The 23,185-nt window shown below is 57.7% G+C and carries 15 protein-coding genes; 8 read left to right on the top strand and 7 right to left on the bottom strand.

All coding sequences use genetic code 11. The annotated features are described in order from the left end of the window. Positions 1-26: 26 nt before the first annotated feature. The 7 genes from BN5935_RS00585 to BN5935_RS00555 form a co-directional block, all read right to left on the bottom strand. On the bottom strand, positions 27-1,799 hold the full coding sequence (locus tag BN5935_RS00585; protein WP_082943970.1) for a right-handed parallel beta-helix repeat-containing protein: 1,773 nt from the start codon (positions 1,797-1,799) through the stop codon (positions 27-29). A gap of 14 nt (positions 1,800-1,813) precedes the next feature. Next, positions 1,814-2,734 carry a phosphodiester glycosidase family protein gene (locus BN5935_RS00580; RefSeq protein ID WP_064974368.1) on the bottom strand — a complete coding sequence of 307 codons (921 nt, stop codon included), beginning with the start codon at positions 2,732-2,734 and terminating at the stop codon, positions 1,814-1,816. A gap of 23 nt (positions 2,735-2,757) precedes the next feature. After that, positions 2,758-4,050 carry a RagB/SusD family nutrient uptake outer membrane protein gene (locus BN5935_RS00575; RefSeq protein WP_082943969.1) on the bottom strand — a complete coding sequence of 431 codons (1,293 nt, stop codon included), beginning with the start codon at positions 4,048-4,050 and terminating at the stop codon, positions 2,758-2,760. Between the two features lie 12 nt (positions 4,051-4,062). Next, positions 4,063-7,392 (bottom strand): SusC/RagA family TonB-linked outer membrane protein, encoded by a 3,330-nt coding sequence (locus tag BN5935_RS00570; protein ID WP_235820960.1) that lies wholly within the window; start codon positions 7,390-7,392, stop codon positions 4,063-4,065. An 87-nt stretch (positions 7,393-7,479) separates the two neighbouring features. Further along, positions 7,480-8,472 (bottom strand): FecR family protein, encoded by a 993-nt coding sequence (locus BN5935_RS00565; RefSeq protein WP_064974367.1) that lies wholly within the window; start codon positions 8,470-8,472, stop codon positions 7,480-7,482. Positions 8,473-8,604: 132 nt separating this feature from the next. Next, on the bottom strand, positions 8,605-9,177 hold the full coding sequence (locus BN5935_RS00560; protein WP_064974366.1) for an RNA polymerase sigma-70 factor: 573 nt from the start codon (positions 9,175-9,177) through the stop codon (positions 8,605-8,607). Between the two features lie 14 nt (positions 9,178-9,191). Beyond that, positions 9,192-10,049, bottom strand: a complete 858-nt coding sequence (locus BN5935_RS00555) for a phosphodiester glycosidase family protein (RefSeq protein ID WP_064974365.1) — start codon at positions 10,047-10,049, stop codon at positions 9,192-9,194. Between the two features lie 537 nt (positions 10,050-10,586). Here BN5935_RS00555 and BN5935_RS00550 point away from each other — a divergent pair. The 8 genes from BN5935_RS00550 (at position 10,587) to BN5935_RS00515 (ending at position 23,082) form a co-directional block, all read left to right on the top strand. Further along, the gene (locus BN5935_RS00550; protein ID WP_064974364.1) at positions 10,587-11,171 is read left to right on the top strand and encodes an RNA polymerase sigma-70 factor; all 585 of its coding nucleotides are present in this window, start codon (positions 10,587-10,589) and stop codon (positions 11,169-11,171) included. A gap of 80 nt (positions 11,172-11,251) precedes the next feature. After that, complete coding sequence (locus tag BN5935_RS00545) at positions 11,252-12,232, top strand: FecR family protein (protein WP_064974363.1); 981 nt, start codon at positions 11,252-11,254, stop codon at positions 12,230-12,232. A 140-nt stretch (positions 12,233-12,372) separates the two neighbouring features. Then, the gene (locus BN5935_RS00540; RefSeq protein WP_064974362.1) at positions 12,373-15,759 is read left to right on the top strand and encodes a SusC/RagA family TonB-linked outer membrane protein; all 3,387 of its coding nucleotides are present in this window, start codon (positions 12,373-12,375) and stop codon (positions 15,757-15,759) included. A gap of 17 nt (positions 15,760-15,776) precedes the next feature. Next, positions 15,777-17,369, top strand: a complete 1,593-nt coding sequence (locus tag BN5935_RS00535) for a RagB/SusD family nutrient uptake outer membrane protein (RefSeq protein ID WP_064974361.1) — start codon at positions 15,777-15,779, stop codon at positions 17,367-17,369. Positions 17,370-17,396: 27 nt separating this feature from the next. After that, a complete protein-coding gene (locus BN5935_RS15365) occupies positions 17,397-18,401 on the top strand; it encodes a DUF6528 family protein (protein ID WP_064974360.1) in 1,005 nt (334 codons plus the stop codon). Between the two features lie 7 nt (positions 18,402-18,408). Beyond that, positions 18,409-19,311 (top strand): sugar phosphate isomerase/epimerase family protein, encoded by a 903-nt coding sequence (locus tag BN5935_RS15440; RefSeq protein ID WP_064974359.1) that lies wholly within the window; start codon positions 18,409-18,411, stop codon positions 19,309-19,311. Positions 19,312-19,323: 12 nt separating this feature from the next. Beyond that, positions 19,324-20,799, top strand: coding sequence for an FISUMP domain-containing protein (locus tag BN5935_RS00520; protein ID WP_064974358.1), 1,476 nt, complete (start codon positions 19,324-19,326; stop codon positions 20,797-20,799). An 81-nt stretch (positions 20,800-20,880) separates the two neighbouring features. Further along, a complete protein-coding gene (locus tag BN5935_RS00515; protein ID WP_064974357.1) occupies positions 20,881-23,082 on the top strand; it encodes an alpha-galactosidase in 2,202 nt (733 codons plus the stop codon). The last annotated feature ends 103 nt before the right edge of the window (positions 23,083-23,185 follow it).

The raw sequence follows: 23,185 nt of genomic DNA, 5'->3' as shown, positions 1-23,185 counted from the left end.
GGATATTTTGGGTTTATTTTCGGGTTTTACTGTGCTGTGACGGCTCCGATCGAGCGGCCGCCGCGCGGAGTGCCGTTTTGGTCTGCGGCAACGATCGTCTCGCCAACGGCCGGGGTACACGAGGCGGCAAGTGCCTTCAGTTCGTCTACGGTCAGACCTTGTCCGACGGCGGGGTTGTCTACAGACGTCACGAGCGGATAGGTGCGCGTCGTGCCTCCGGCATGGAATCCGAACTCGCCGAGCATCGTCGAGGCGCTGAAAGTCCAGCCGCCGACCGCTCCGCCGGCATTGTCCAACAACTGACCGCCGGCAACCGACGTGAAAGCCCGCACATGCGAAGCATCGACACCCGCCAACACGCCCATGTCGCCGCTGTCAGCCGGGCCGCTGTTGCCCGAGACGATCGAGTTGCGGGCCACGACATCCGCGTAGTTGTTGTAGGCGAACAGGGCGCCTCCGCCGTCGTTGGCCGAGTTGTTCGTGAAGGTACAACTGATGCAGAGTGCCGTGGCCGGAAGCGCTCCGGTGCCGTGACCCGCTATGGCGCCGCCGTAACCGGCCTTGTTGCCCGTGAAGGTGCAGTTGGTAAACACGGCGTCGGAGCCGGCGCGGATGTAGGCGCCGCCGCCCGAACGTTTCGTATTCGAACGGGTGTTGTCGTTGTCCGAAATGGTCGTGTTGCTGATACGGCTGATACTTCGGGCACCACCCGAATCGATCGAGTAGAATCCGGCCGCCTGCTGCCCGCTGACATTGCCCGAGATCGTACAGTTGTTCATGTAAACCACGGCTCCCTGATTCCAGATGCCACCGCCGTTGTTCGAAGCCGTGTTGTTGGCGATGGTACACTCTTCGAAGCTGACCTCGGCCCCCGCATAGACGTGTACGCCTCCCGAATGGCAGGCTTCGTTGTCGGCGATGCGGCAGTTGACGACACTGAGGTTCGAAACTCCGACAAACAAGCCGCCGCCCAGCGCAGCGTCGATCACCGCACCGCCCACGATGCGCCGCAGTTCCTCGTTGGTCTTGTAGCCCACGCCGTCCGAGATGGTGAGGTTTTTCAGCACGGCGGTGTGAAGTGTCGATTTCGACGCCGTGACAGTCACCACATGGTAAGCCGACGTTGCGCCGAGGTTGCCGCTCAGCACGGTTTCGTTAGCCGCAGGATCGGCCACGGCCCCCGTTGCGGCATCGGCCGGATAACCGCCCTCGAGGGTGAAGTTGCTGTGAATCTCGAAGGTCTTCTCCTCTTCGGCCTCGCCGCCCGTGAGCAGCGCCACGGGGGTGTAGGTCCCGGCTGCGAGACAAATGACATCGCCGTCGCCGGCATTTTCCAAAGCCGTGGGCAGCGTCGTCGCCTCCTCCCACGAAAGTCCCGAAGCGAGGGCGTCGCCGTCGGTCTTGACATAATAGGTGAAATTCTCCGAAGCCTCGGCCGGAAGCTGGGTCAGCGTGAGCGTCGAGGTGCAGTCGTCGGTAATGTAAGCCGTGATCGTGCCGTGGCGTTCGTCGCGCGTGCGGTTGCGCAGGACGTTGAATTTCACCGTCCCGCTGCCTTGTCCGTTGACCGTGGTGAGCACGACCCACGAGACGTCGCTCTTCAGCCGCCACGGAAGATTTGAAATGAGGTCGATCTGCTGGTCTCCGCCGGTTTTTTCAACGGTGAGCGTCGGCTGCTCAAATTCGATTTCAGGCGTTTCGGGATCGAATCCCGAATTGTCCGTCGTGTCGAGACACGCCGTGAAGGCCGCAGTTGCGGCAAGGAGCGCCGTATGAAATAAGATGCGTATGTTTTTCATGGTTGCTTCGGGTTTTAGCGTTCGACGATAGCCAATCCGTTGGCGATCGGGGCTTCGATGCCTTTGTTCGCAGGTTTGTTCAATAAGTCAAACAGCGTACTCAGCCGCTCGTTGCGCCAAACAGCCGTGACTGTCTGACCGCTGTTGAGCGTCAGGGCATTGTGAGCCCCGCAGCCCTTCATCAGTGCGGCCATGTCGTCGCAGTTGATGCCGTTCGAATAGTAGAAGTCGCTGCCGTCGACCGTGAGCAGGTAGACCTCGCCTCCGTCTTCCGAAACCCCCACGGCCGTGCGAGCCGTGGCCGTCGAGGAACTTTGAGGCAGCCGGTACCCGTTCTCGAGCAGCCGGCTCTCGCCGCCGACGGCCTCCAGAATACGGTGTTTCACCGAAGCGAAGTCTGCCGAGGCCAGACAGACGGCCTGCCCGTCATCGAGGATGGCAAAGAACCCTTCGGACACGGCATCCGCCGTCTCCTTGAGTACCGCACCCTCGTGGCAGAGGATGCCCGCCGGCTGGCCGTTCGATCCGAAAGCGCCGCCGCTGACTGCGCCCCAGACAGTGTAGACGCTCTTGTCCTCGAGCGCCGCCGCCTGTTCGGTCAGCGTTCCGAGCGCGCCGGGTTCATATCGGTCGCCGGGAAGGGTTACACGGATGGAAATGTCGCCCAGACTCACTTTATAGAGAAACAACTGCATGGCCTGTCCCCGGGTGTTGAGGTAACCCATGCGCAGCAGGCTCACGCCCTGAACGGGGCGCGTCTCGGAATCGCTCTTGACATGCCCGATGCAGTCGTCCGAGCCGTCGACAAGCTGCTGTCCGAGGCGTGTCGAGGCCGTGCGGTCATAGTAGCCGGGCCGTTCGAACGTATCGTCGCCGCAAGCGGTCGTCAGGAGCGCCGACAGGACGAAACAGGTGATATATTGGTTGATTTTCATAAATCGGCAATTTTAGGATTGGATCAATAACCGTCGTTCTGCGTCAGGTTCTTGTTGGCGGCGCGTTCGCTGGCTGGAACGGGCATCAACGTCTGGTAGGGCTGGATACCCAACACCTCGACGGCTTTACCCAGTCGCACGAGGTCATACCAGCGGTGGTTCTCGCACAGCAGTTCGCGGCGGCGTTCCTCGAGCAGCGCGTCGATGAACTTCGCCTCGGACGAAGGATAAATATTCGCCAGCCCGCGGCGGTTGCGCAGTTCGTTCAGACGCGGAAGCCCCTTCTCGACACCCTGTGCCTCGGCGCTGATGAGATACATCTCGGCCAGACGCGAAATGACCATCGGGTCGGTCCCGGTCTGACCGCTGGGATACTTGTTGATGAAGTCGAGGTTGTCGAGCGTGGTGATCGAGATATCCCTGCGCAGGTCCCCCTCGTCGTAGAGCGTCATCACTTCCCCGGCCGGGCGGTAGACATAGCTGCCCGAATTGGGGTGGTTGTAGGAGTAGAACAGGGTGCTGACGGATATCTTCGAATTGTCGCTCGTCAGGCACGAGAAGGCGAAGATCAGCTCCTTGTTGCTCTTGGCGCGGAAGATCTTGTCGAAGTCATCCAGATCGTAACGGGCATCGGCGATCAGGCTTTCGGCCAGTTCGCAAGCCTCGGTCTTGTGGCCCCGATAGAGTGCCACGCGGGCCTTGAGCGCCTTCGCGGCGTCGGCGGAAAGGTAGTAGTAACCCGCCGACGGGGCGCCCAGATTCCCGACGGCCAGCCGCAGTTCCTCGTCAATGAACTCCCATACCTCGGCAGCCGGAGTGCGCGACACCAGCGCATCGGTGTTCTCGCGCATGAGCGGCACATCGCCGAAGCGTGTCACCAGACAGAGGTGGAGATAGGCGCGGAAATAACGGCATTCGCCCATCACCAGATCGCGCTGCGATCCCGCAGGCAGCGACTGGGCGATCGTATAGACGTTGTTGACCTGCATCAACGCTTGGTAATATCCCTGCCACTGCGCTTCGACGACGCTATTCAAGGCACTCGACAGCGAGTTGATCAGATCGAGCGAGTTGACGCTCGATTTGGTGGTGAGATTGCCGCCGAAGAGGTCGAACATGATATAGGATTCGCGCTGGGGAAGTTCCTGAACCTTGGAATACATACCCGCCCTGAGCGCTTCGATGTCCTTCGAGTTGACCGATCCGGGCGATACGGCCGAATGGGGTTCGAGGTCGAGCATATGCTGACAGCCCGTGCCTGCCGCCAGCAGGCCGGCAGCAACCGCTATTGCAAATAGTTTGAAATTTCTGTTCATGGTCCGTGCGTTTTAGAAAGTGATGTTTATGCCCGCCTTGAAGATGCGGGGCGCAGGAACGCCGTAATTGTCGATGCCGATAAAGCAGGGATCGAGGCTCGTCGAGATTTCGGGGTCCCAGCCCGGATATTTGCTGATCAGAGCGAGGTTTTCGCCCTGAACGTAGACACGGACGCTCTTCATGCGCATCGCCTGAGCCCAGCGCGTCGGCAGCGTATAGGAGAGCATCACCGACTTGAGCTTGATGAACGAGGCGTCCTTCAGGTAATAGGTCGAACTGCGGTTGTTGTTACCATGGTAGGAGTAGACGGCCCGCGGATATTTGTTGGTCGAACCGGGTCCCGTCCAGCGATTGTCGGCCCACTCCTGCAGGATGCCCTGATAGTTGCCCAGACGCGTCGGACCGGTCATCCACTGGGCATAGACGTCGGCGCCGTAGCTGTAAGTGAAGAAGACGCTCAGGTTTAATCCCTTGTAGGTAAACGAGTTGTTCCACCCGCCCGAAAAATCGGGATTGGGCGAACCGACGACGATACGGTCGGTATCGTTGATCGTGCCGTTGCCGTCCCTGTCGTAATACTTCGCGTCGCCGGCACGCACACCCATGTCGTACTCCGGGGCGGAAACCTCGCCGTCGTACTGGTAGATGCCGTCGAAACGCAGCAGGTAGAACGAACCGATCTCCTTGCCGACCTGTAAAGCATGGTTCGACCCGATCGAGATCGTGTCGTCGCCGAGCAGCTTGGTGAGCTTGTTCTTGTTGTGCGAAATATTCAGCGACGAGGTCCAGTGCACGGGGCCGAGGTTCACATGGGTGTTGAGCGTGAACTCGATACCGTAATTGCGCATCGAACCGATATTGCTCAGCATCGAGGTCTGTCCCGTGGTCGAATGTACGGGTTTGAGGTAGAGCAGGTTGTTGGTGTTTTTGAGGTAGGTGTCGAACATCATGTTGATCTTGCCGCCCAGCAGCGAGAGGTCGAAGCCCACGTCGTACTGGTCGGCCGTCTCCCATGTGAGGTTGGCGTTGCCTTTCGAACTGACGGCGATGCCGCTCTGCCCGCCGTAGTTGGCTCCGCCGCTGATGAGCGGCTGCCAGCCATAGTTGCTGATACCGTCCTGATTACCTGTTTTGCCGTAGCTGGCACGCAGCTTCAGTTCGGTTTCGGGACTGTTCCAGAAAGCCTCCTTCGAGACATTCCACCCCACCGACACCGAGGGGAAATATCCCCAGCGGCAGTCGGGAGCGAAACGGCTCGACCCGTCGGTACGCAGCGTGGCGTTGATCACATAACGGTCTTTGTACGAAAGGCTCACGCGTCCGAAATAGGACTCCATGGCATACTCGGCCAGTCCGCCCGAGACACCCGCAATGTTGGCCGCCACGCCCACCACGTCGAACGACGGCGAGGGAAAATTCTGGGCGTCGATACTGTTCGAACGCATCGAAGTCTTCTGGAACGAATGTCCGGCCATGGCCCCGAACGTGAAATCGCCCCATGTATTGTCATAGGTGGCGAAGGTCTCCACGAGATTGGTCATGATGAAACGGTTCTTCTCGATGATACGGCCGTTGTCCTCCTTGTAGGGGTGGTTGGAGTTGTAGTAAAGGTAGTCGAGCGTATAACCCGCATCGGTGTTGAACGAGGCCTTGATCTTCAGTTTGTCGGTGATCGCCGCCTGCGCATAGAAGGCTCCCAGAAAACGGTAGTTGTTGACATAGGAGGTCTCTTCGGCGAGGATCTGCACCGGATTGTGGCGCGAAAGCTCGTCGGTACCACCCAGATAATAGTCGCCGTTGGGTTTGTAGGGACGGTCGAAGGGCCGCTGTTCGACGGCGCGGGCCAAGATCGTCGAGCCCAGCGAAGCTCCCGGCACACGGTTGTTCTGCAAGTAGTTGCCGCTCATGTTGGCACCGACCTCGAGCCATTTGGTGACCGCGTGCGAAATGTTGGCCTTGAGGTTGACCTTCGTAATGTCGTTGGTCTTGATGAGGCCCTCCTGATAACCGTAGCTGGCCCCGATATAGAGTTTGGTCTTCTGCGTGCCTCCCGAGAACGACACATCGGCGTTGTGGGCCATGCCCAGCCGGGTGATGACATCGAGCCAGTCGGTGTCGGGAAGCCCGTCGAAGGGATTGCGGATATGGGCCACCCAGTTCGCGTCGGCGGATGAGTAGCCGTTCTGACGGTTGTAGTTGTCGATGGCCTCGTTGTAGATATTCACCCACGTCCGGGAATCGGCATACTTGATGCGGTTCTGGTTGGGGAACTGCGAAATGCCGTAGCTGTAATTGACCTTCACTTCCGAATGTCCCTCACGCCCCCGTTTGGTGGTGATGAGGATCACGCCGTTGGTGGCCCGCGAGCCGTAGATGGCTGCCGAAGCAGCGTCCTTGAGAATTTCGATCGACTCGATATCCGTGAGGTTCAGCACCGAGAGCGAACTGAGATCCTCGCCGAAACTGTACAGCGATCCGGCCTCGTTGTTGAGCGGGATGCCGTCGATGACATAGAGCGGTTCGTTGCTGGCGCTCAGCGAACTCGAACCGCGGATGCTGATGCGCTCCGCCGTGCCGAGGTTACCCGACGAAGTCGAGACCGCAACACCGGCCACACGCCCCTGAAGCAGTTCCGAGGGACTCAGCGCCGAGCGCATGTTGTTCTCGTCGGGTTTGAACTGACTGATGGCATTGGTGACCATCGAGCGGCGCTGGGTACCGTAACCCACGACGACGACATCGTCGATCACACCGCTGTCGGCAACCAGCACGACGCGCAGTTCCGTTGCGGCGTCGGTAACGGCGACCTCCTTGGTCTTCATGCCCATGAACGAGATCTGCAATACGGGATCGGACTGCGAGGTCTGGAGCCGGAATGCGCCGTCGACCCCTGAAGAGGTGCCCTGTGTGGTACCTTTGACGATCACCGCGGCGCCGACGACCGGCAGTCCCTGTTCGTCGAAGACCACACCGCTGACCGTGACAGGTTTGCCCGGAGCCGCTTTGGTCTCTCTGACGTCCTTGGTTATGGAAATGAGTTTGCCGTCGATGGTGAAAGCCACCTTCTCTCCGGCGAAGACGGTTTCGAGAACCTTGCGAATGTCGGCGTCCTTCACCGTGACGGAGATTCTCTTGTTTACGTCCACTTCGCTCGTGCGGATCGAAAAGGAGTAGCCGTACTCTTTCTGTAGTTTTTCGATCACCTGCCGGATCGTCGCGTCGCGCATCGTGAGGCTGATCGGCTGCGCCGAAGCCCCTGCGACCCACACGAGCGCCGCTCCCAGCATACAGAACCGCAGTATGGACCTTTTCAACATGGAAAGGGTGTAGAAGTTTTTCATCAGGTTGTAAATAAGGTTTGTAATGGGTTGATGGCGGGTTGCGGACCGCCGGCCGCAATCGGGTTATACGTTCATATCGGGACAGGTTTAGTTCGGGGAGATGATGATGGTGCCGTTGATGCGCGAAATGCGCATGTTGTCGTTGCTGTTCAGCGCGCGCAAGATGCGCTCGAGGCTCTCGTTGTTGATGAACGAGGCATAGTACTGCATCGCCGCAAGTTCGGAGTCCTCGATAATGATCTTCACGTTGAAACGCCGTTCGAGGTCCGCGGCGATATCGCTCAAGGACTGGTTGACGAAGCAGAGGTTCCGGTTCGAATGCCACGAGCCATAGGTTTCCGTGTCGATGCGGTAGGTCTCCAACGAACCGTTCGTGCGGTTATAGCGGATCATGTCGCCCGGCGCGAGGGTGTAATCCACGCTTTTGCCGGGGCTTCCGGCACGCATGGCCACCGAGCCTTCGATAAGCGCCACCTCGATATTGGGGTTCTCGGCATAGGATTTCAGGCTGAACTGCGTACCCAATACGCGGACCTCGACATCCGAAGCCGAGACGACAAACGGATGGCGGCGGTCTTTGGTGACGTCGGCGAAGACCTCTCCGTCGATACGGATGCGGCGTTCCCGGCCGTCGAAACGTTCGGGATAGAAGACCCGGCTGCCGGAATTGAGCCACAGTTGCGTGCCGTCGGGCAGTGTGATTTCCCGGGTCTGCCCAAGTGCGGCATAGGCTTCAAACCACTCGGTCTGCACCGCAGGACGCAGATAGGGCAGCAGCGCCGCGACAATCAGGGCGGCCGCGGCGGCGAAACGCGCGATGCGCAGCAGACGCCGCGGACGACGGTCTGTTTTGTCGGGTGTTGCGGCAAGCAGCATTTCGAGACGCCGGCGGATGCGCTGCAAAGCCGGTGCGTCGGGTTCGGCAGGCGTGGCGTCGAGCAGCCGGCGGAACATGGCGTCGTATTCCGGTTCGGCGACATGCTCCCGCAGCCAGCTTTCGGTGTCACCACGCTCCTCGGCGGTGCCTTTTCCCTGCATATAGCGCAGCAATTGTTCTTCTATCTGTTTCTGGGTTTTCATAACTCGGTTTTTATCGGGGGTCTATAGATAGTATGCATCAGAAAGCCGGACTACGCAACGGCGGCCGAAAAAAAGAAAAAATCCGGTCGGAAAAATTCGGCCGGAAAAATGAGGAGTGGCGGTTGGCTCAGATTACCAGATCGTTGTAACGAGCAGTAAAACGGATACATGAAGCAACCTCCGTATTTCAGCGAGAGCCAATTCGATATGTTTTTCGACGGTGCGTACCGAAAGTCCCAACTGCCGGGCGATCTCGGCGTTGGAAAGGTGCTGACGGCGGCTCAGGGTGAAGATTTCACGGCGGCGGGAGGGCATCCTCTCCACGATCTTTTCGACGATTCGTTCCAGTTCCCGGGCCGAGAGTTCGTTCTCGAGCCCCGGGGCGGAGTCTTCCACCTCGGCGACGCGGGCGGAATCCGGTTCGCGGCGGGCGTTGAAAGCCATGCGCAGGTGGCCGTATATTTCGTTGCGGACGGAGACCATCAGGTAGTTGCGCAGATTACGCTCCTCATCGACGCGCTCACGGGCTATCCACAGCCGCATGAAGACATTCTGCACGATATCCTCGGCCACGTCGGGATCACGCAGCAGACGCCGCGCAAAGGCGAGGAAAACCGGGGCGTTCCGCTCGAAGATGATCCGGAAACTCTCCTTGTCTCCCTCTTTGAGACGTCTCAGCAACTGTTTATCGTCCGGCAGATCCATTCTTCTCGGCGCCGCTATTTTCGGGTTTTGCCGCGTACTACGATGCAGTTGGGCACGGCCCGTTCGCCGGCATGGTCGAAACGGTGGTTGTCATAGGGATGGTTGAGCACGCCTTTCCGGGCGGTCCAGAGCGTCGAGGAGCCGCCGCCGTCGAGATTCAGGGCCTCGACAAGCCCCAACTGACGGGCTATATAGGCTGTTTCGGCAATGGTGGCACCTTCTCCCCGGCCTTTGAAACGGCCGTCGATAACGACCATCACCACTTCGCCGTCGGCCCGCTTCCCGATCAATGTACGGGGATGGCGCCCCGTGTAGAAACTCTTGTCCGAATCGTATTCGACGATCCTACCGCCGTCGATCAGCACGGGACCCGCGGCCAGCGCCGAACGATAGCGGCGCGCCACCTGGCCGTATTCCGACGTGTCGCAGAAAAAAATATCCATCCTGCGTCCCTTTTTATCCCGGAACGCCAGCATGCCGTTGGTCCGCATCAATTCGTTCGGGGTGGTGCGGCCCACGATTTTTTTGTCGATCAGTACGAAGGTCACAGGTTCGAAAGTCTTGACGTTGAAGTAACTGCCGTTGACGGCGATATCGGCTCCGGCGGCCTTGCCCAGCTCGCTCGTAGCCTCCGCCCGGCGGTCGAGGTGGACGATCTGCGTTTCGAAATTTCGGCGGGGATAGCTGACGACGGAGATGCTCTGCCGTGATCCGAACATGTCGATTTGCGCATAGCGGCATTCGGCTCCGCCGCCGAGATCGGAAATCTCCCATCGGGCATTGGCAAAGGCAATCGAATCGGAAAGGGATGTTTGGGCAGCAGCCGCAAAGGCGTACAGGGAGAGCCATACACCGAGCACAAATCTGATCATAGCAGTAGTCTAAAAAGGTTCGCTAAAACTAAAGATTAAAAACCAAATAACCAAATCAGGAGGATGAAACTTTTTGGACAGCTCCGGAAAAGGATCTGAAGATATTGATATTATTTTATTGCAAACCAAGGGATTCGCGCCCTCTAAGGAAACGGCGATAAAAAAACGGCCCGGGGCCCCTAAGCGTCGATATCTGACCGCCGTGTTTTGACGAAGAATTGTACATCGGGGTGCCGCCGAAAACCCCACGACAAGTCATAAGCCTGACTGGACCGGTCTCCGAAAGGTCGATCGGGGCGACGATTGCGAGCCCGACATCTGCTCAGGAGCAAAATCAGATTCTATTGTAAAAAGACAAACTTATCACGGAACTTAATTTACCGGATAGAAATTGTGTCTGAGCAACTTTGGAATGGTAAAATCATGAACTTATGCGCATGTCATTTGAAATATGACATGCTAAAATAAGAATTCCATTTTCAGACAATAATCAAAGTTCTAATTTTTTCATATCTTTAACCTCGCTTTATTGTTACGATGGACGCAAAAGAGATATATACTTTGGGGCCCGGAGACCGGGAACTTTTCGATAGCCTGATACAGGAGTATTATCCCCGGCTGATGGGGTATGCCTGCATTCTGCTCGATGACGAAACAGCCCGCGACGTCGTACAGGATGTCTTTCTCTACGTCTGGGAACATCGCTCCCGACTGACTTTCGTCTCCGGAATCCAAACCTATCTTTTCCGAGCCTGTCATTCCCGGATGCTGAACAGCCTGAAACGCAGTAAAAATCTTTCGGGAGGAGGGTCGCTTGATGCGCTGTTGCAGAATGAGGCCGAATGGCTTCGGGCCAATAACGATGACATTGTCCGTACGCTTTGCAATAAGGAGTTGCTCGAACGGGTCCTCGGCATTATCGAGGAGCTGCCGGACAAGCGGCGGGAGGTCTTCCGGCTCTCGTTCTTGCATGACATGTCGAACGCAGAGATTGCCGAATTGCTCGGGATGCCGCGTCGCACGGTCGAGGGACACCTTTATCTGGCGCTGAAGTTCTTGCGGAACCGGATTTCCACCGAAGAGTTGTTCGCATTGATGTTGGCTGCAATCTCCATGATCTGAGTTTTCTCAAATAAATTTCAATAAATCCAGAATCGGCTGCGTAAATTCCGGTTCTGGATTGTTTATTCAGTAAAACGACAATGATGCAATCGATCAATCCGCAGAAAATCGTCGATTATCTCGACCGTCGCTGTGATGCGCAAACGCGCAGCATGGTCGAAGAGTGGATCGCACAGAACGAAGAGAATCGGGCCGAGTTCTTTCGTGTCAAACAGCTATGGGTCCTGAAAAACACCTATAAACATGCCTCGGCTCCCGAGGTCGAAGGGGCAGTCCGCAAGATAAATCAGCAGTTGGACCAGCGCCGGCGTATCAGGCGGCTGCAATATCTGGCCCGCACGGCGGTCGCTGCGGCGCTGCTTTTCGGGGCGATACTGACCGGGATCGGGGTAGACAAGTACCGGGAACGTTTCGAATGGCACACGATCGCGAATACGGTTCCGGGCGAGGTGCTGGATTTTGTGTTGGACGACGGCACCCGGGTTTATCTGAACCAAGGCGGAGAACTCTCGTTCCGTGAGGATTTCGACTCGCGCCGCCGCCGGGTGAAACTCTCCGGGGAGGCTTTTTTCGATGTCAAATCCGATCCGGTCCACCCCTTTGTGGTCGAGACCCCGGGGGTGCATATCCGGGTGCTGGGTACCTCGTTCAATGTCAAGGCCGGCGAACAAGTCGAAGCGACGCTTGAAAAGGGGCGTATCGCGCTCGAAAGCCCTTCGGGTGAAGAACTGGCCGCGCTCCGCCCGGGACAACAGGCCGTCGTGGATGCCCGGAGCCGGCAACTGCTCTCGGTAAACGAGGTGCAGACGGGAAAATATACGGCATGGCACTACAACCACAAGGTCTACGAATGTATCTCTTTTGCCGAGATTGTCAGTCTGATTGAAGAACGCTATGACGTTTCGGTCATCTATGATCCCGCGTCGTTCGACGATACGGCCTACCGTCTGGTCGTGGGCAATAACGAGGCGCTCGGACAGATGCTCGAGATACTGAACCTGATCGTACCGATCGAATACACCCTTCAGGACCGGCATGTCCTGATCAAACGCAAACGCTAATCCGAATAATTCGCGCGACTATTATAATTCTGAAGAATCCAAAAAAGGAAATGCCTATGACGACTGCCTGACATCTACTGCGGGGGAAATCCCGCACCGTCTCATCTGAAATCCAATCTTAAACTTTAAAATCACATTATATGAACTCTATTCCGAACGTCGCCCGCAAGGGCGCGGCAGGTATGTTATTGCCTGTTCGAAACGGTGTCGGGAAACTGCGGATACTGCTGGCAGCGGCATTGCTCCTTGCTGTAATCCTCCCGGCGTCGGCCCAGCGGGTTATCGTGAATGTCACGGCTGAAAAACAGACGCTTGCCGATATTCTGCCGCAAATATCCAAACAGACCGGTATTGAATTCTCCTATGCGCTCGAACTGGTCAAAACGCGCTCGAATGCTGCCGGACGACTCGAAGGAGACGTCAAGGACGTTCTCGGCCGAATTCTATCCGGTACCGGTATCGAGTACCGGATGCAGGGTACCAACCGGATCTTTCTGAGCCGCAAGTCCGATCCCGGAGCCGGATCTTCTTCGGCTCCCAAGAAATACCGGGTGACGGGCACCGTCCGTGACGGACAGGGACAGCCGCTTGTTGGCGTTACCGTCATTGTGAGCGGTACGGACGGTACGGCTACTGGTTCCGACGGCTCCTATTCGCTGCTGGTCGCTCCCGATGCGACGCTTACGTTCCGTTATATCGGTTACGAGAGTGTCACGGAAGCGGTCAATAACCGTTCGCAGATCGACGTGGTGTTGCAAGACCAGTCCACCGAACTGGAAGAACTGGTTGTCGTGGGTTACCGGACTGTGAAAAAGCTCTCCCTTACCGGGTCGGTGGCCTCCGTGGATATCAAGCGCAAAGAGAACCAGCCCATCACCAATTCTACGCAGATGCTCTATAACACGCCGGGTATCTGGGTCAACCAAGGAGGTTCGCAGCCCGGCCGTGACAATGCTACGATCTCGATCCGCGGCGTCAACTCGCTGAACTCGACAGGAGGCGCACCGCTGGTGCTGCTGGATGGCGTGGAATATGACTTCTCGGAAATCGATCCTTCCACGATCGAGTCGATTTCGGTGCTGAAAGATGTATCGGCTGCCATTTACGGACTGAAAGCGGCCAACGGCGTGATTCTCGTGACCTCGAAGAAGGGGACCAAAGGGCGTCCCCGCATCGAGTACAAAGGTAAATACGGTGTGCAGCGGGCCACCTATCTTCCGGATGTGGTTACCGATCCGATACTCTATATGCGGCTGCGCAATCTGGCCGAAACCAATTCCGGCATCAGTCCCGGCGCCGTGTCGTACAACAATGACCAGATACTCGAGTATATGGAGGGCATGAAGACCGACCGGTCGGTCTATCCCGCATCGGACTGGTTCGATATCTGTCTCGAGGACGGTTATGTACAGCAGCACAGCGTGCGTCTGTCGGGCGGCACCGATGCCGTAACCTATTCGATGGGCTTCGGTTATACCGACCAGAAGGGTGTTTTCATCGATAACGACGACGCCCAGCGTTATGCCTTCGATTTGAAGCTCAACGCGCGTGTGAGCGACGCACTCAACATCAGCGGAACGTTTCAGGGGAACCTGCGGACTTTCAACGAAGTGGGCTATTCGACGGGAACCGTACTGAAGACTATCATGCGGGGGCTGCCGATCTTTTCGGACTACCACCGTAACGGGGTTTACGGTTCGACGTGGCTCTTCACTCCGGGGCGTAACAACATCGAGAATCCGCGCATGCAGGTCGAGCAGGGCTTTGTCTATCGGAATTACCAAGAGCTGCTCTCCACGATCAATGCCGATTTGCGGCTGGCCCCGCACCTGAAATATTATGCCACGGTCGGATTCCGCAAGATCGACCATTACAGCAAGAACTTTGTTCCGCAGATGTATACGGTCAATCCCAAGACCGGCGATACGAAGAAGTTCAATACGAGTGCCCCGCGTGTGAAAGACTGGGATGCCGTCGCGGCGCAGTACTCCGTTTCTCACCGCCTTGTCTGGGAGAACGACTACGACCGCCACAACATCCATGTCATGGTGGGACAGGATTGGCAGCACAATGACAGCCGGAATTTCCAAGCCTATAACTATGGGTTCAACGACAATACGCTGACCGAATTCGAGGCGCTCACGAACCAGACCAATGCCCAAGCTACCGGCAGTTCTTGGAAAAAGCGCATGATCTCGGTTTACGGACGTTTGGCCTATACCTATGACGACCGTTACATGATCGAGGGTACGCTGCGCTATGACGGTTCGAGCAACCTTTCGCGCGACAACCGCTGGCACATGTTTCCTTCGGTCATGGTGGCGTGGAACCTCAGCCGGGAAAAATTCTTCGATGTGAAACAGATCGATCTGCTCAAGATCCGTGCGTCCTACGGCGTAATGGGCAGTGAGTCCGTGAGCCCGTACAGTTACCAGATGACTTACGATGCCATTGACCAGAACTATTCGTTTGGAGGTACGCCCGCAGCCGGATTTGCGGTGACGCAGCTTACCGACCGTATGCTGGGCTGGGAAAAGACCCGTTCGTACAATGTCGGTGTGGACTTTGCGGCCTTCAACAGCCGTCTGACCTTCGATGCGGACTATTTCCACAAGGAGACCTTCGATATTATCATGACCCGCACGATCCCTTCGCACGTCGGCGGTCTCAACGGTCCCAAAAGCAATGTCGGGACGGTACTCAATAAGGGTTTCGAACTTTCGGGTGCATGGCGCGATCAGATCAAGAACTTTTCTTACGGTGTGAACGGTTCGGTAAGTTTCGTCCGCAACCGCGTGAAATCGCTCGACGGCGGGCAGATTCTGGCCAACAGCAATACGCTCATCACCCGGGAGGGGTATCCCATCCGCTCGTTCTATGTCTATGAGGCCGACGGTTATTACCAGTCGCAGGAGGAGATCGACAATGCGGCGGTCGTTTACGGCGACCGCACGAAGCTCCGCCCGGGCTATCTCAAATACAAGAATAATTGCGATGACGATGTGATCGACGACAAGGACAAAATCGTCGTGGGCAACTCCATTCCCGAACTGACCTACTCGTTCGGCGTGCATCTGGGCTGGAAGGGCCTTTCGCTCGAAGCCCAGTTTCAGGGCGTGGGCGAGGTGTACACCTATCCCACGGCGAATCTTGCGGTGCCGTTCAACAACGGCGCCGGCGTGACCCGGGACTGGGCCACCGATTCGTGGACCGAGAACAACCGCAACGCGAAACTGCCGCTGCTGACCACCTACACCGATGCTCCGGAGAATTTCATCCCCTCGACCAAGTGGCTCCGCAACGCCTCGTACCTGCGCATGAAGAATATTCAACTGACCTATAATTTTCCCAAACGGTTGCTGAAGCCGCTGCGTATCGAAGCGCTGCAGGTCTATGTCAGCGGTCAGAACCTTTGGACGATTTCCGACTTCGACCTCTGGGATCCGGAGATTACCACGACCCGCACGGATCTCTATGAGTATCCCAACCTGAAGACCGTTTCGATCGGTCTGAACCTGAGTTTCTAACGACAAAAAGTTTGAAAATGAAAAAGATCACATATCTCGGACTGAGCCTGCTGTTCTCCGCGGCTGCCGTTTCGTGTTCGATGGATTTCGAGCCGACGGGTGCATACAGCGACAAGACTTTCTGGTATAGTGCCAAAAATGCGGAGAGCGGGCTGACCGGCTGTTATCTTCCGCTGCGCAATGGCAGCATGTTCGGGGGCATGGCTATCGCCATGGAGGAGTGCGCCACGCCCAATGCTTACAACTACTCCAATACGCTCAACTGGAACGATCTTGCCAAGGGCAGCCACACGGCCGACGGCACTATCTTTGCCGGCCGCTGGAAGGATGCCTACACCGGTATAGGCCGCTGCAACATGCTGCTTCAGCATATCGATCTCAACAAGGAGCTTTCGACCGAAGCGATTACCCAGATGAAGGCGCAAGCGCGTTTTCTGCGGGCTCTTTATTATTCGGTGCTTACTACTTATTACTACAAGGCCCCGTTGATCGTCGATTCTCCCGATATTTCGCAGGTAGGCCGTACGCGTACCGATCGGGCGGAGATGATCCGCTTTATCGTCGATGAACTGGGAGCCGTTTCGAAGATCCTGCCCCGGACATACACAGCCAAGACCGACCTTGGACGCCCTACCGCAGGCGCCGCACTGGCGCTCCGCGCCCGGGTACTCTGCTTCGAGGCAAGCGCCCTGTGCAATCCCGGACACGAGGCGAAGCCTTGGGAGGATGCCGCCGATGCCGCATGGGACGTTCTGGAGCTGGGGGTTTATTCGCTGTATCAGGACGGTTATGCAAAACTTTTCACCGAGGCGGCCGAGCACTCTTCGGAGTCGATCTTCAATGTCGAGGCTGTTTCCAACCCGCTCGGGCTGGGACACAGCATGGATATCGTGATGCGTCAGTATAACGGTGCGGCCCCGCTCGGGAACTTCGTCGACAGCTATTGGATGAAGGACGGGAAACCTCGTGAAGAGTCCGCCTATGCCGATTCGAAAAATTATGACGATCTCGATCCGCGCTTCGGGCAGACGATCGTCTATCCCGGAGCGACTTGGATGGGCGAAACCGTGAAGACCGACAATACCAACGTCCGATTTACCAACAAACAGACCGGGTTTATCTATAAGAAATACACGGTTTACACCGAAAAGGTGCCGGGTGATCAGGAACTGAACTTAGGTGAGAACAGTTCGCCGACGAACATCATGCTGTTGCGTTATGCCGACGTGCTGCTGATGTATGCCGAGGCCAAGAACGAGCTGGGCGAGATGACCGAGGAGATTTGGAACCGGACCGTGAAGGCGATTCGCCAGCGTGCGGGGTTCACCTCTTCCTCCGCATTGGCTTATCCGGGGAACGATGCCGACGCCGTGCGCCGTCATATCCGCTATGAACGCCGTGTCGAGCTGGCGGGAGAAGGCACCTATTACAACGACCTGCGTCGTTGGCGCGAAGCCGAAAACGTGATGAACGATCTCAGTATCTACAAATACGACGGCACGCTGATCGGTACGCGTAATTTCAACAAGGAGCGGGATTACTGGTGGCCCGTGCCGTCGAGCCAGATCGAAATCGCCCCGACGCTTCGCCCCAACAATCCCGGCTGGTAGTCAAGTAACCTATAAAATTCTATAACCATGACATACAAACACCTTTTTTTCAGATTTGTCATCGGCCTATGTGCAGCCATCGCTCTGTGTGCGGCTTGCAGCGAGGACGACAAGCCGATCATCCCGCTGCCGCCGCTCGATCCGCCTGCGTCTACCGGCGAAAAGGTGATCGCGCTCGTCGAACAGAATCCGAGCCGTGTCGCACTCGTCGACCGCACGACCGGCGAGATGCTCTGGCATTGGACACCCGCCGATTCGGACCTGACGGCTGCCGAGCAGGCTTGGTTCGAACTGCCCGACGAAGTCAAACCGATTTATGATTGCAAATACCTGCTCATCACGGCGACCCGCGGCGGAGTGGCGATCATCCGGATCGAAGACAAGCGGGTGATGTTCTATGCCTGCCCGAAAGGTCAGCCTCACTCGGCCGAATTGCTGCCCGACGGCAATGTCGTCGTAGCCTCATCGACCGACGGCACGGCCGACGGTGATAAACTGCGTCTTTACGAGGTCGACTTCGGGCGGCGGTTCGCGTCCGAACCAGTGGCGACCTACCCGCTGACCTTCGGGCACAATGCCGTCTGGGACCGCACCAACGAGCTCCTGTGGGCCACAGCCGGCGATGTGATCCATACTTACCGGTATACCCGGTCCGACGGCAGGCCGGCGCTGGTGCTGCAGGACACCTATCCGCTGCCCGAAGGACAGAACAATGCGCATGAGCTGTTTCCGGTGTACGGGCTCAACCAGCTTTGGCTCACCACGCCCAATGCGATCTGGAAATTCAATGTCTCGACCAAGGAGTTCGTGCGCTTTAACGCCAGCACGACGGCCAATATCAAGTGTGTGTCGTCGGGCCCGGCCGATTACGAAACGATCCTGCTCTATCCGACACAGAGCTATTGGTCGGACAAACTGATCGATACCGGCGGCCGCAGTGTTTACCAACGGGACGGCGCACAGATTTACAAGGGACGCTGGATGCTCAACAATACGTTCAGCTATCCGGCCGACCATCAACCTCAAAGCTGACAAACCCATGAAACATACCGTAAAATTTATCCTATTCCTGCTCCTGACCGCGTCGGTATCCGGTTGCGGGACTGCCGGACGCAGTACGCTCGAGGCATATCGCAGTTGGCCGATGGGGTTGTCGGTATCGCTGACCATGCCGGCTGAAAAATTACAGCAGGTCAAAGAGGCCGGGTTCGGTTATGTCGAGGTGACGCTCAATTCGCTGCGCGGAAAATCCTCCGAAGAGCGGCTTGCGGCTATCGAACGATTCCGCGCCGATGCCGAACAGGCCGGACTCGTCGTCTGGTCCGTGCATCTTCCTTTCGGCCGCGCTTGGGACATCAGTTCTCCGAACGACTCGCTCCGTACGGCCGTCGTAGGGCAAATAGCATGGTTCATCGATGCCGTACAGACGCTCAATCCCCGGAAGATGGTTCTGCATCCCAGCGCGGAGCCGATCACCGACTCGCTGCGAGCCGTCCATTTCGAAAACAGCGTGAACTCGATCAACACGCTGGCCGAGGCTGCCCGCGGCACCGATGCCCAACTGCTTGTCGAGGACCTGCCGCGAACTTGCCTATGCAACACCTCGGACGAGATGCTGGCGTTGTTCGGGCGGATAGATCCTTCGGTCGGTATTTGCTTCGATACCAACCATTTGCTGCAAGAAACCCCCGAAGCGTTTGCCCGGGCCGTAGGTGGCCGTATCGCCAGTCTTCACATTTCGGATTACGATGCCGTGGATGAGAAGCATTGGACGATGGGCAGGGGCGTGATCGACTGGCCCGTACTGATCGGGGCAATCGCCTCGACGGGATATGACGGCGTATTCATGTTCGAAGTCGGCGGTTACGACAGTTTCGGGCAGGTGGCCGGTACTTGGCGGGCTATGGAGCAGCGTCTTGAAGAGATTGAAAACAGGAAATAAAAATCAGCAACTATGAAACGACTTATTCGATATGCGGCATGGCTGCTCTCCGGAGCTCTGCTTACGACCGCATGCAGCGATGATGAACCTGCGGTCCCGTCGCAGCCCGATTTTATCGTCGTGGGGCTTGAGGCTCCTTATACCGTCCGGATGGGCGATTCGTTCGAACTTTCGGTTCCGGAAGAGTCCGGAGCGGAGGATTACTTCTGGAGCCTGCCCGAAATGCTCAATATCGTCGAGGGCGAAAATACCTCGCGTCTTTTGGTGGCCGGGTTGGCCGAGGGCGTCATTCCGGCCGGTGTCATCACCGTTACCGCCCGGAACGCTGCGGGGGCCAGCACTCCCCGTACCCTGTGGAAAGAGATCGTCATCACGGGGCTTCCCCCGCGTCCGGCTTATGTGCAGAGTTCGATCGTCGGTTCGCTGACGGTGGATCTGGACGAAGAGTTCTCGGTCTATGTTCCCGGCGATGAACAAGTGGCGACCTATTCATGGACGGTTCCGGAGGCATTGACTATCGTCGGCGGAGGCGATACGGAACGGGTTGTGCTCAAGGCCAACCGCAAGTCGGTGAACATTCCTGCAAACAGCATTACGGTGACCACGGTCAGCAAGACGGGGCTTTCGGAGACCCATCACTTCGAAAAGATGATCTGTGTGCTGCCGACCGACGGATATCCGGCCAAGCGCTACGGTACCAAAACATGGATGACCGTGAATCTCAATAATGCCGGAGAGGACGGTTCGGTGGGCCGCACGGCGCCCGATGATCCCGACGGTTCGAAATACGGCCGTTACTATACATGGGCCGAAGCCATGACGGGGCTCTCCGCCGGGGCTAATCCCTATGTGTACGGGGCTTCGGGAACCGACGATATGGGTAATTCCTATACGCTCAATAACGGAGTCACATCGTACAATGTCCAGATTCGCGGCATCTGTCCCGAGGGGTGGCATGTTCCCAACGCCTATGATTTTTACGATCTGGCATCAGGTATCGCCGATGATTACGGACTGCGCAAGAGCTCGCTCGAAGAAGTGCTCGCCGCTAAAGAGGGAATTTACATGCCTGACAGCCGGGAGACAAATCCGATGGCTACGATGAATATGGTCGATCACGGATTTGTGGCCTCCTATCTGCGCGGCAGCCGTCCGGCGGCCGAAGGCGGATTGTGGGCGGCGAATGCCAACGCCGTGGATGGTGGAACGATGTTCAACCTGACGAAACCCAGCGGCATCTTCCCGGTCGGAAAATACCCGATGTATTTCCCCGATGTAATTGAACGGATCGGCTTCAATATCCTGCCCTGCGGCAAATATACGGGGGATAAATTTGGCAGTTTCGGAACCTATTCGTTCCACTGGACAGCTACCGTGACCAGCGATAACAAGAATTACCGCATTACGATCGGTAACAACAGTTGTAATTTCTCAACCTATGCCGAGACGGGGTCCTCAAACAACGTCCGGTGCGTAGCAAATTATTAGCCAATCTACAATAGACTTCAATAGAATGGTGTCACATGGATTTCCATGTGACACCATCTTCAGAATTCCCATAACCGCACTATGATACACCGATTGCTGACCTTGCTCTCCGCCGCCTTATCCGCAGGCGCGGTTTCCGCCGCTGCCCCTCAACAACTCATCGACATCCGCACCGACGATGTGTCGATGGTGCTTGCCGCCCGCTCGGGCGGAGAGGTTTATTTCCGCCACTTCGGGGGCCGTATCGACGACCCGGCCCCATTGTCCGACTACAAGAGTTCCCGCCGCGCCGACCACGGGACCGACGATTTGGCCTATCCCGCGATGGGCGGGCGGAATTTCCGCGAACCGGCCCTGCGCGTCACCCACGCCGACGGGGACATGAACACCGACCTGCGTTATGTGTCTCACACGTCGCGGCAACTGGCCGACCCCAACGTCACCGAGACCGTCGTGAAGATGAGCGACAGCAGTCAGGCGCTGGACGTCGAACTGGTCTTCACGGCCTATGCCCGGGAGAACGTCATCACCACGCACACGGTGATCCGCAACCGCGAGCAGGGTCCCGTCACACTACACAGTTTCTACTCCTCGGCCCTGACGCTGAAAGCCGACAAATACCTGCTGACACACCTCTACGGCGCTTGGGCGCGCGAAGCGCAGGTCGACCACACGCTGCTGACCCACGGGTCGAAAAGCATCGAGTCGATGCGCGAGGTGCGCACCACGCACACCGAGAACCCCTCCTTCATGCTCACGCTGGGGAGTGACGCCTTCAGCGAGAACTGCGGCGAAGTGATCGCCGGAGCGCTGGCGTGGAGCGGCAATTTCCGCCTCAACTTCGAGGTCGACGAATACGACGCGCTGACCATACTGGCCGGGGCCAACCCCAACGCTTCGGAATACCGGCTCCGGCCGGGCGAGTCGTTCACCACCCCGGAGATGATCTACACCCACTCGCTGCGCGGCGCCGGAGGTGCCTCGCGCAACCTCCACGACTGGGGCCGCAACTATGGCGTCTACCACGCCGAACGGGTCGTCCCGACGCTGCTCAACAGTTGGGAGGGGGCCTATTTCGATTTCGACGCCAAGGTCCTGAAACAGATGATCGACGATGCCGCTTCGATGGGGCTCGAGATGTTCGTCTTGGACGACGGCTGGTTCGGCAACAAGTACCCGCGCAACGCCGCCAACGCCGGACTGGGCGACTGGCAGGTCAACCAGAAGAAACTCCCCGCCGGGATCGACGACATCGCCTCCTACGCCCACCGCAAGGGGCTGAAATTCGGCATCTGGATCGAGCCCGAGATGGTCAACCCCAAGAGCGAACTGGCCGAGAAGCATCCCGACTGGATCGTGCGGCCGCCGAAGCGCGACGCGCCCGAGACCCGCAGGCAATGGCTGCTGGACCTCTCGAACCCCGCCGTGCAGGACTTCGTCTTCGAGACATTCGACAACACGATGAAGCTCTCGGACAAGATCGACTACATCAAGTGGGACGCCAACCGCAACGCCAACAACGTGGGTTCGGCCTATCTGCCCGCCGACGAGCAGTCGCACTTCTGGATCGACTATGCGCAGGGATTCTACCGCGTGATGGAGCGCATCCGGGCCAAATATCCCGACGTGCTGATCCAAGCCTGCGCTTCGGGCGGCGGCCGCGTGGAGTACGGGGCGCTCCGGTATTTCGACGAATTCTGGACCAGCGACAACACCGAAGCGCTGTCGAGGGCCCGCATCCAGTACGGCACGAGCCTCTTCTATCCGGCCGTGGCGATGGGTTCGCACGTCTCGGCCGTGCCCAACCACCAGACGGGCAACGTCACGCCGATCAAGTTCCGCTTCGACATGGCCTGCGCCGGACGTCTCGGCATGGAGCTCCAGCCCAAACAGATGACCGACGCCGAGAAGGAATTCGCACGCCGGGCCATCGCCAGCTACAAGGAGTACCGCGACATCGTGATGCAGGGCGACCTCTACCGCATCGGCACGCCCTACGACGAGAGCGGCAGCTACGGGGTATTGTATGTCTCGAAAGACAAGCGGCAGGCCGTGCTCTTCGCCTACAGCCTGCACTATCAGGGCCGTTCGCTGATCCCGAAATTCCGCCTCGACGGGCTCGACCCCAAGGCCGGGTACGCCGTGCGGGAGCTGAACGTCGACAAACCCCGCTTCTGGTTCGACGGCAAGACCCTCAGCGGTGAACTGCTCATGAATGCCGGCATAAACCCCCACCTGTCGAAGATATACGACAGCGCCGTATTTGTCCTCAAGGCGCAGTAGACGTCCCATGAAACCGCGAAAGCCCATATCCCTGAAACGATACCTCCTGCTGATAGCTGGCATTGCTTTCTTTGTGATGAATCACAAGGAAAGCACAGTGGAT

Origin of the sequence: Alistipes provencensis (assembly GCF_900083545.1) — a bacterium.
Lineage (GTDB): Bacteria > Bacteroidota > Bacteroidia > Bacteroidales > Rikenellaceae > Alistipes > Alistipes provencensis.
The sequence above is the reverse complement of the archived record's forward strand: the minus strand, read 5'-3'. Positions and strand labels throughout refer to the sequence as shown.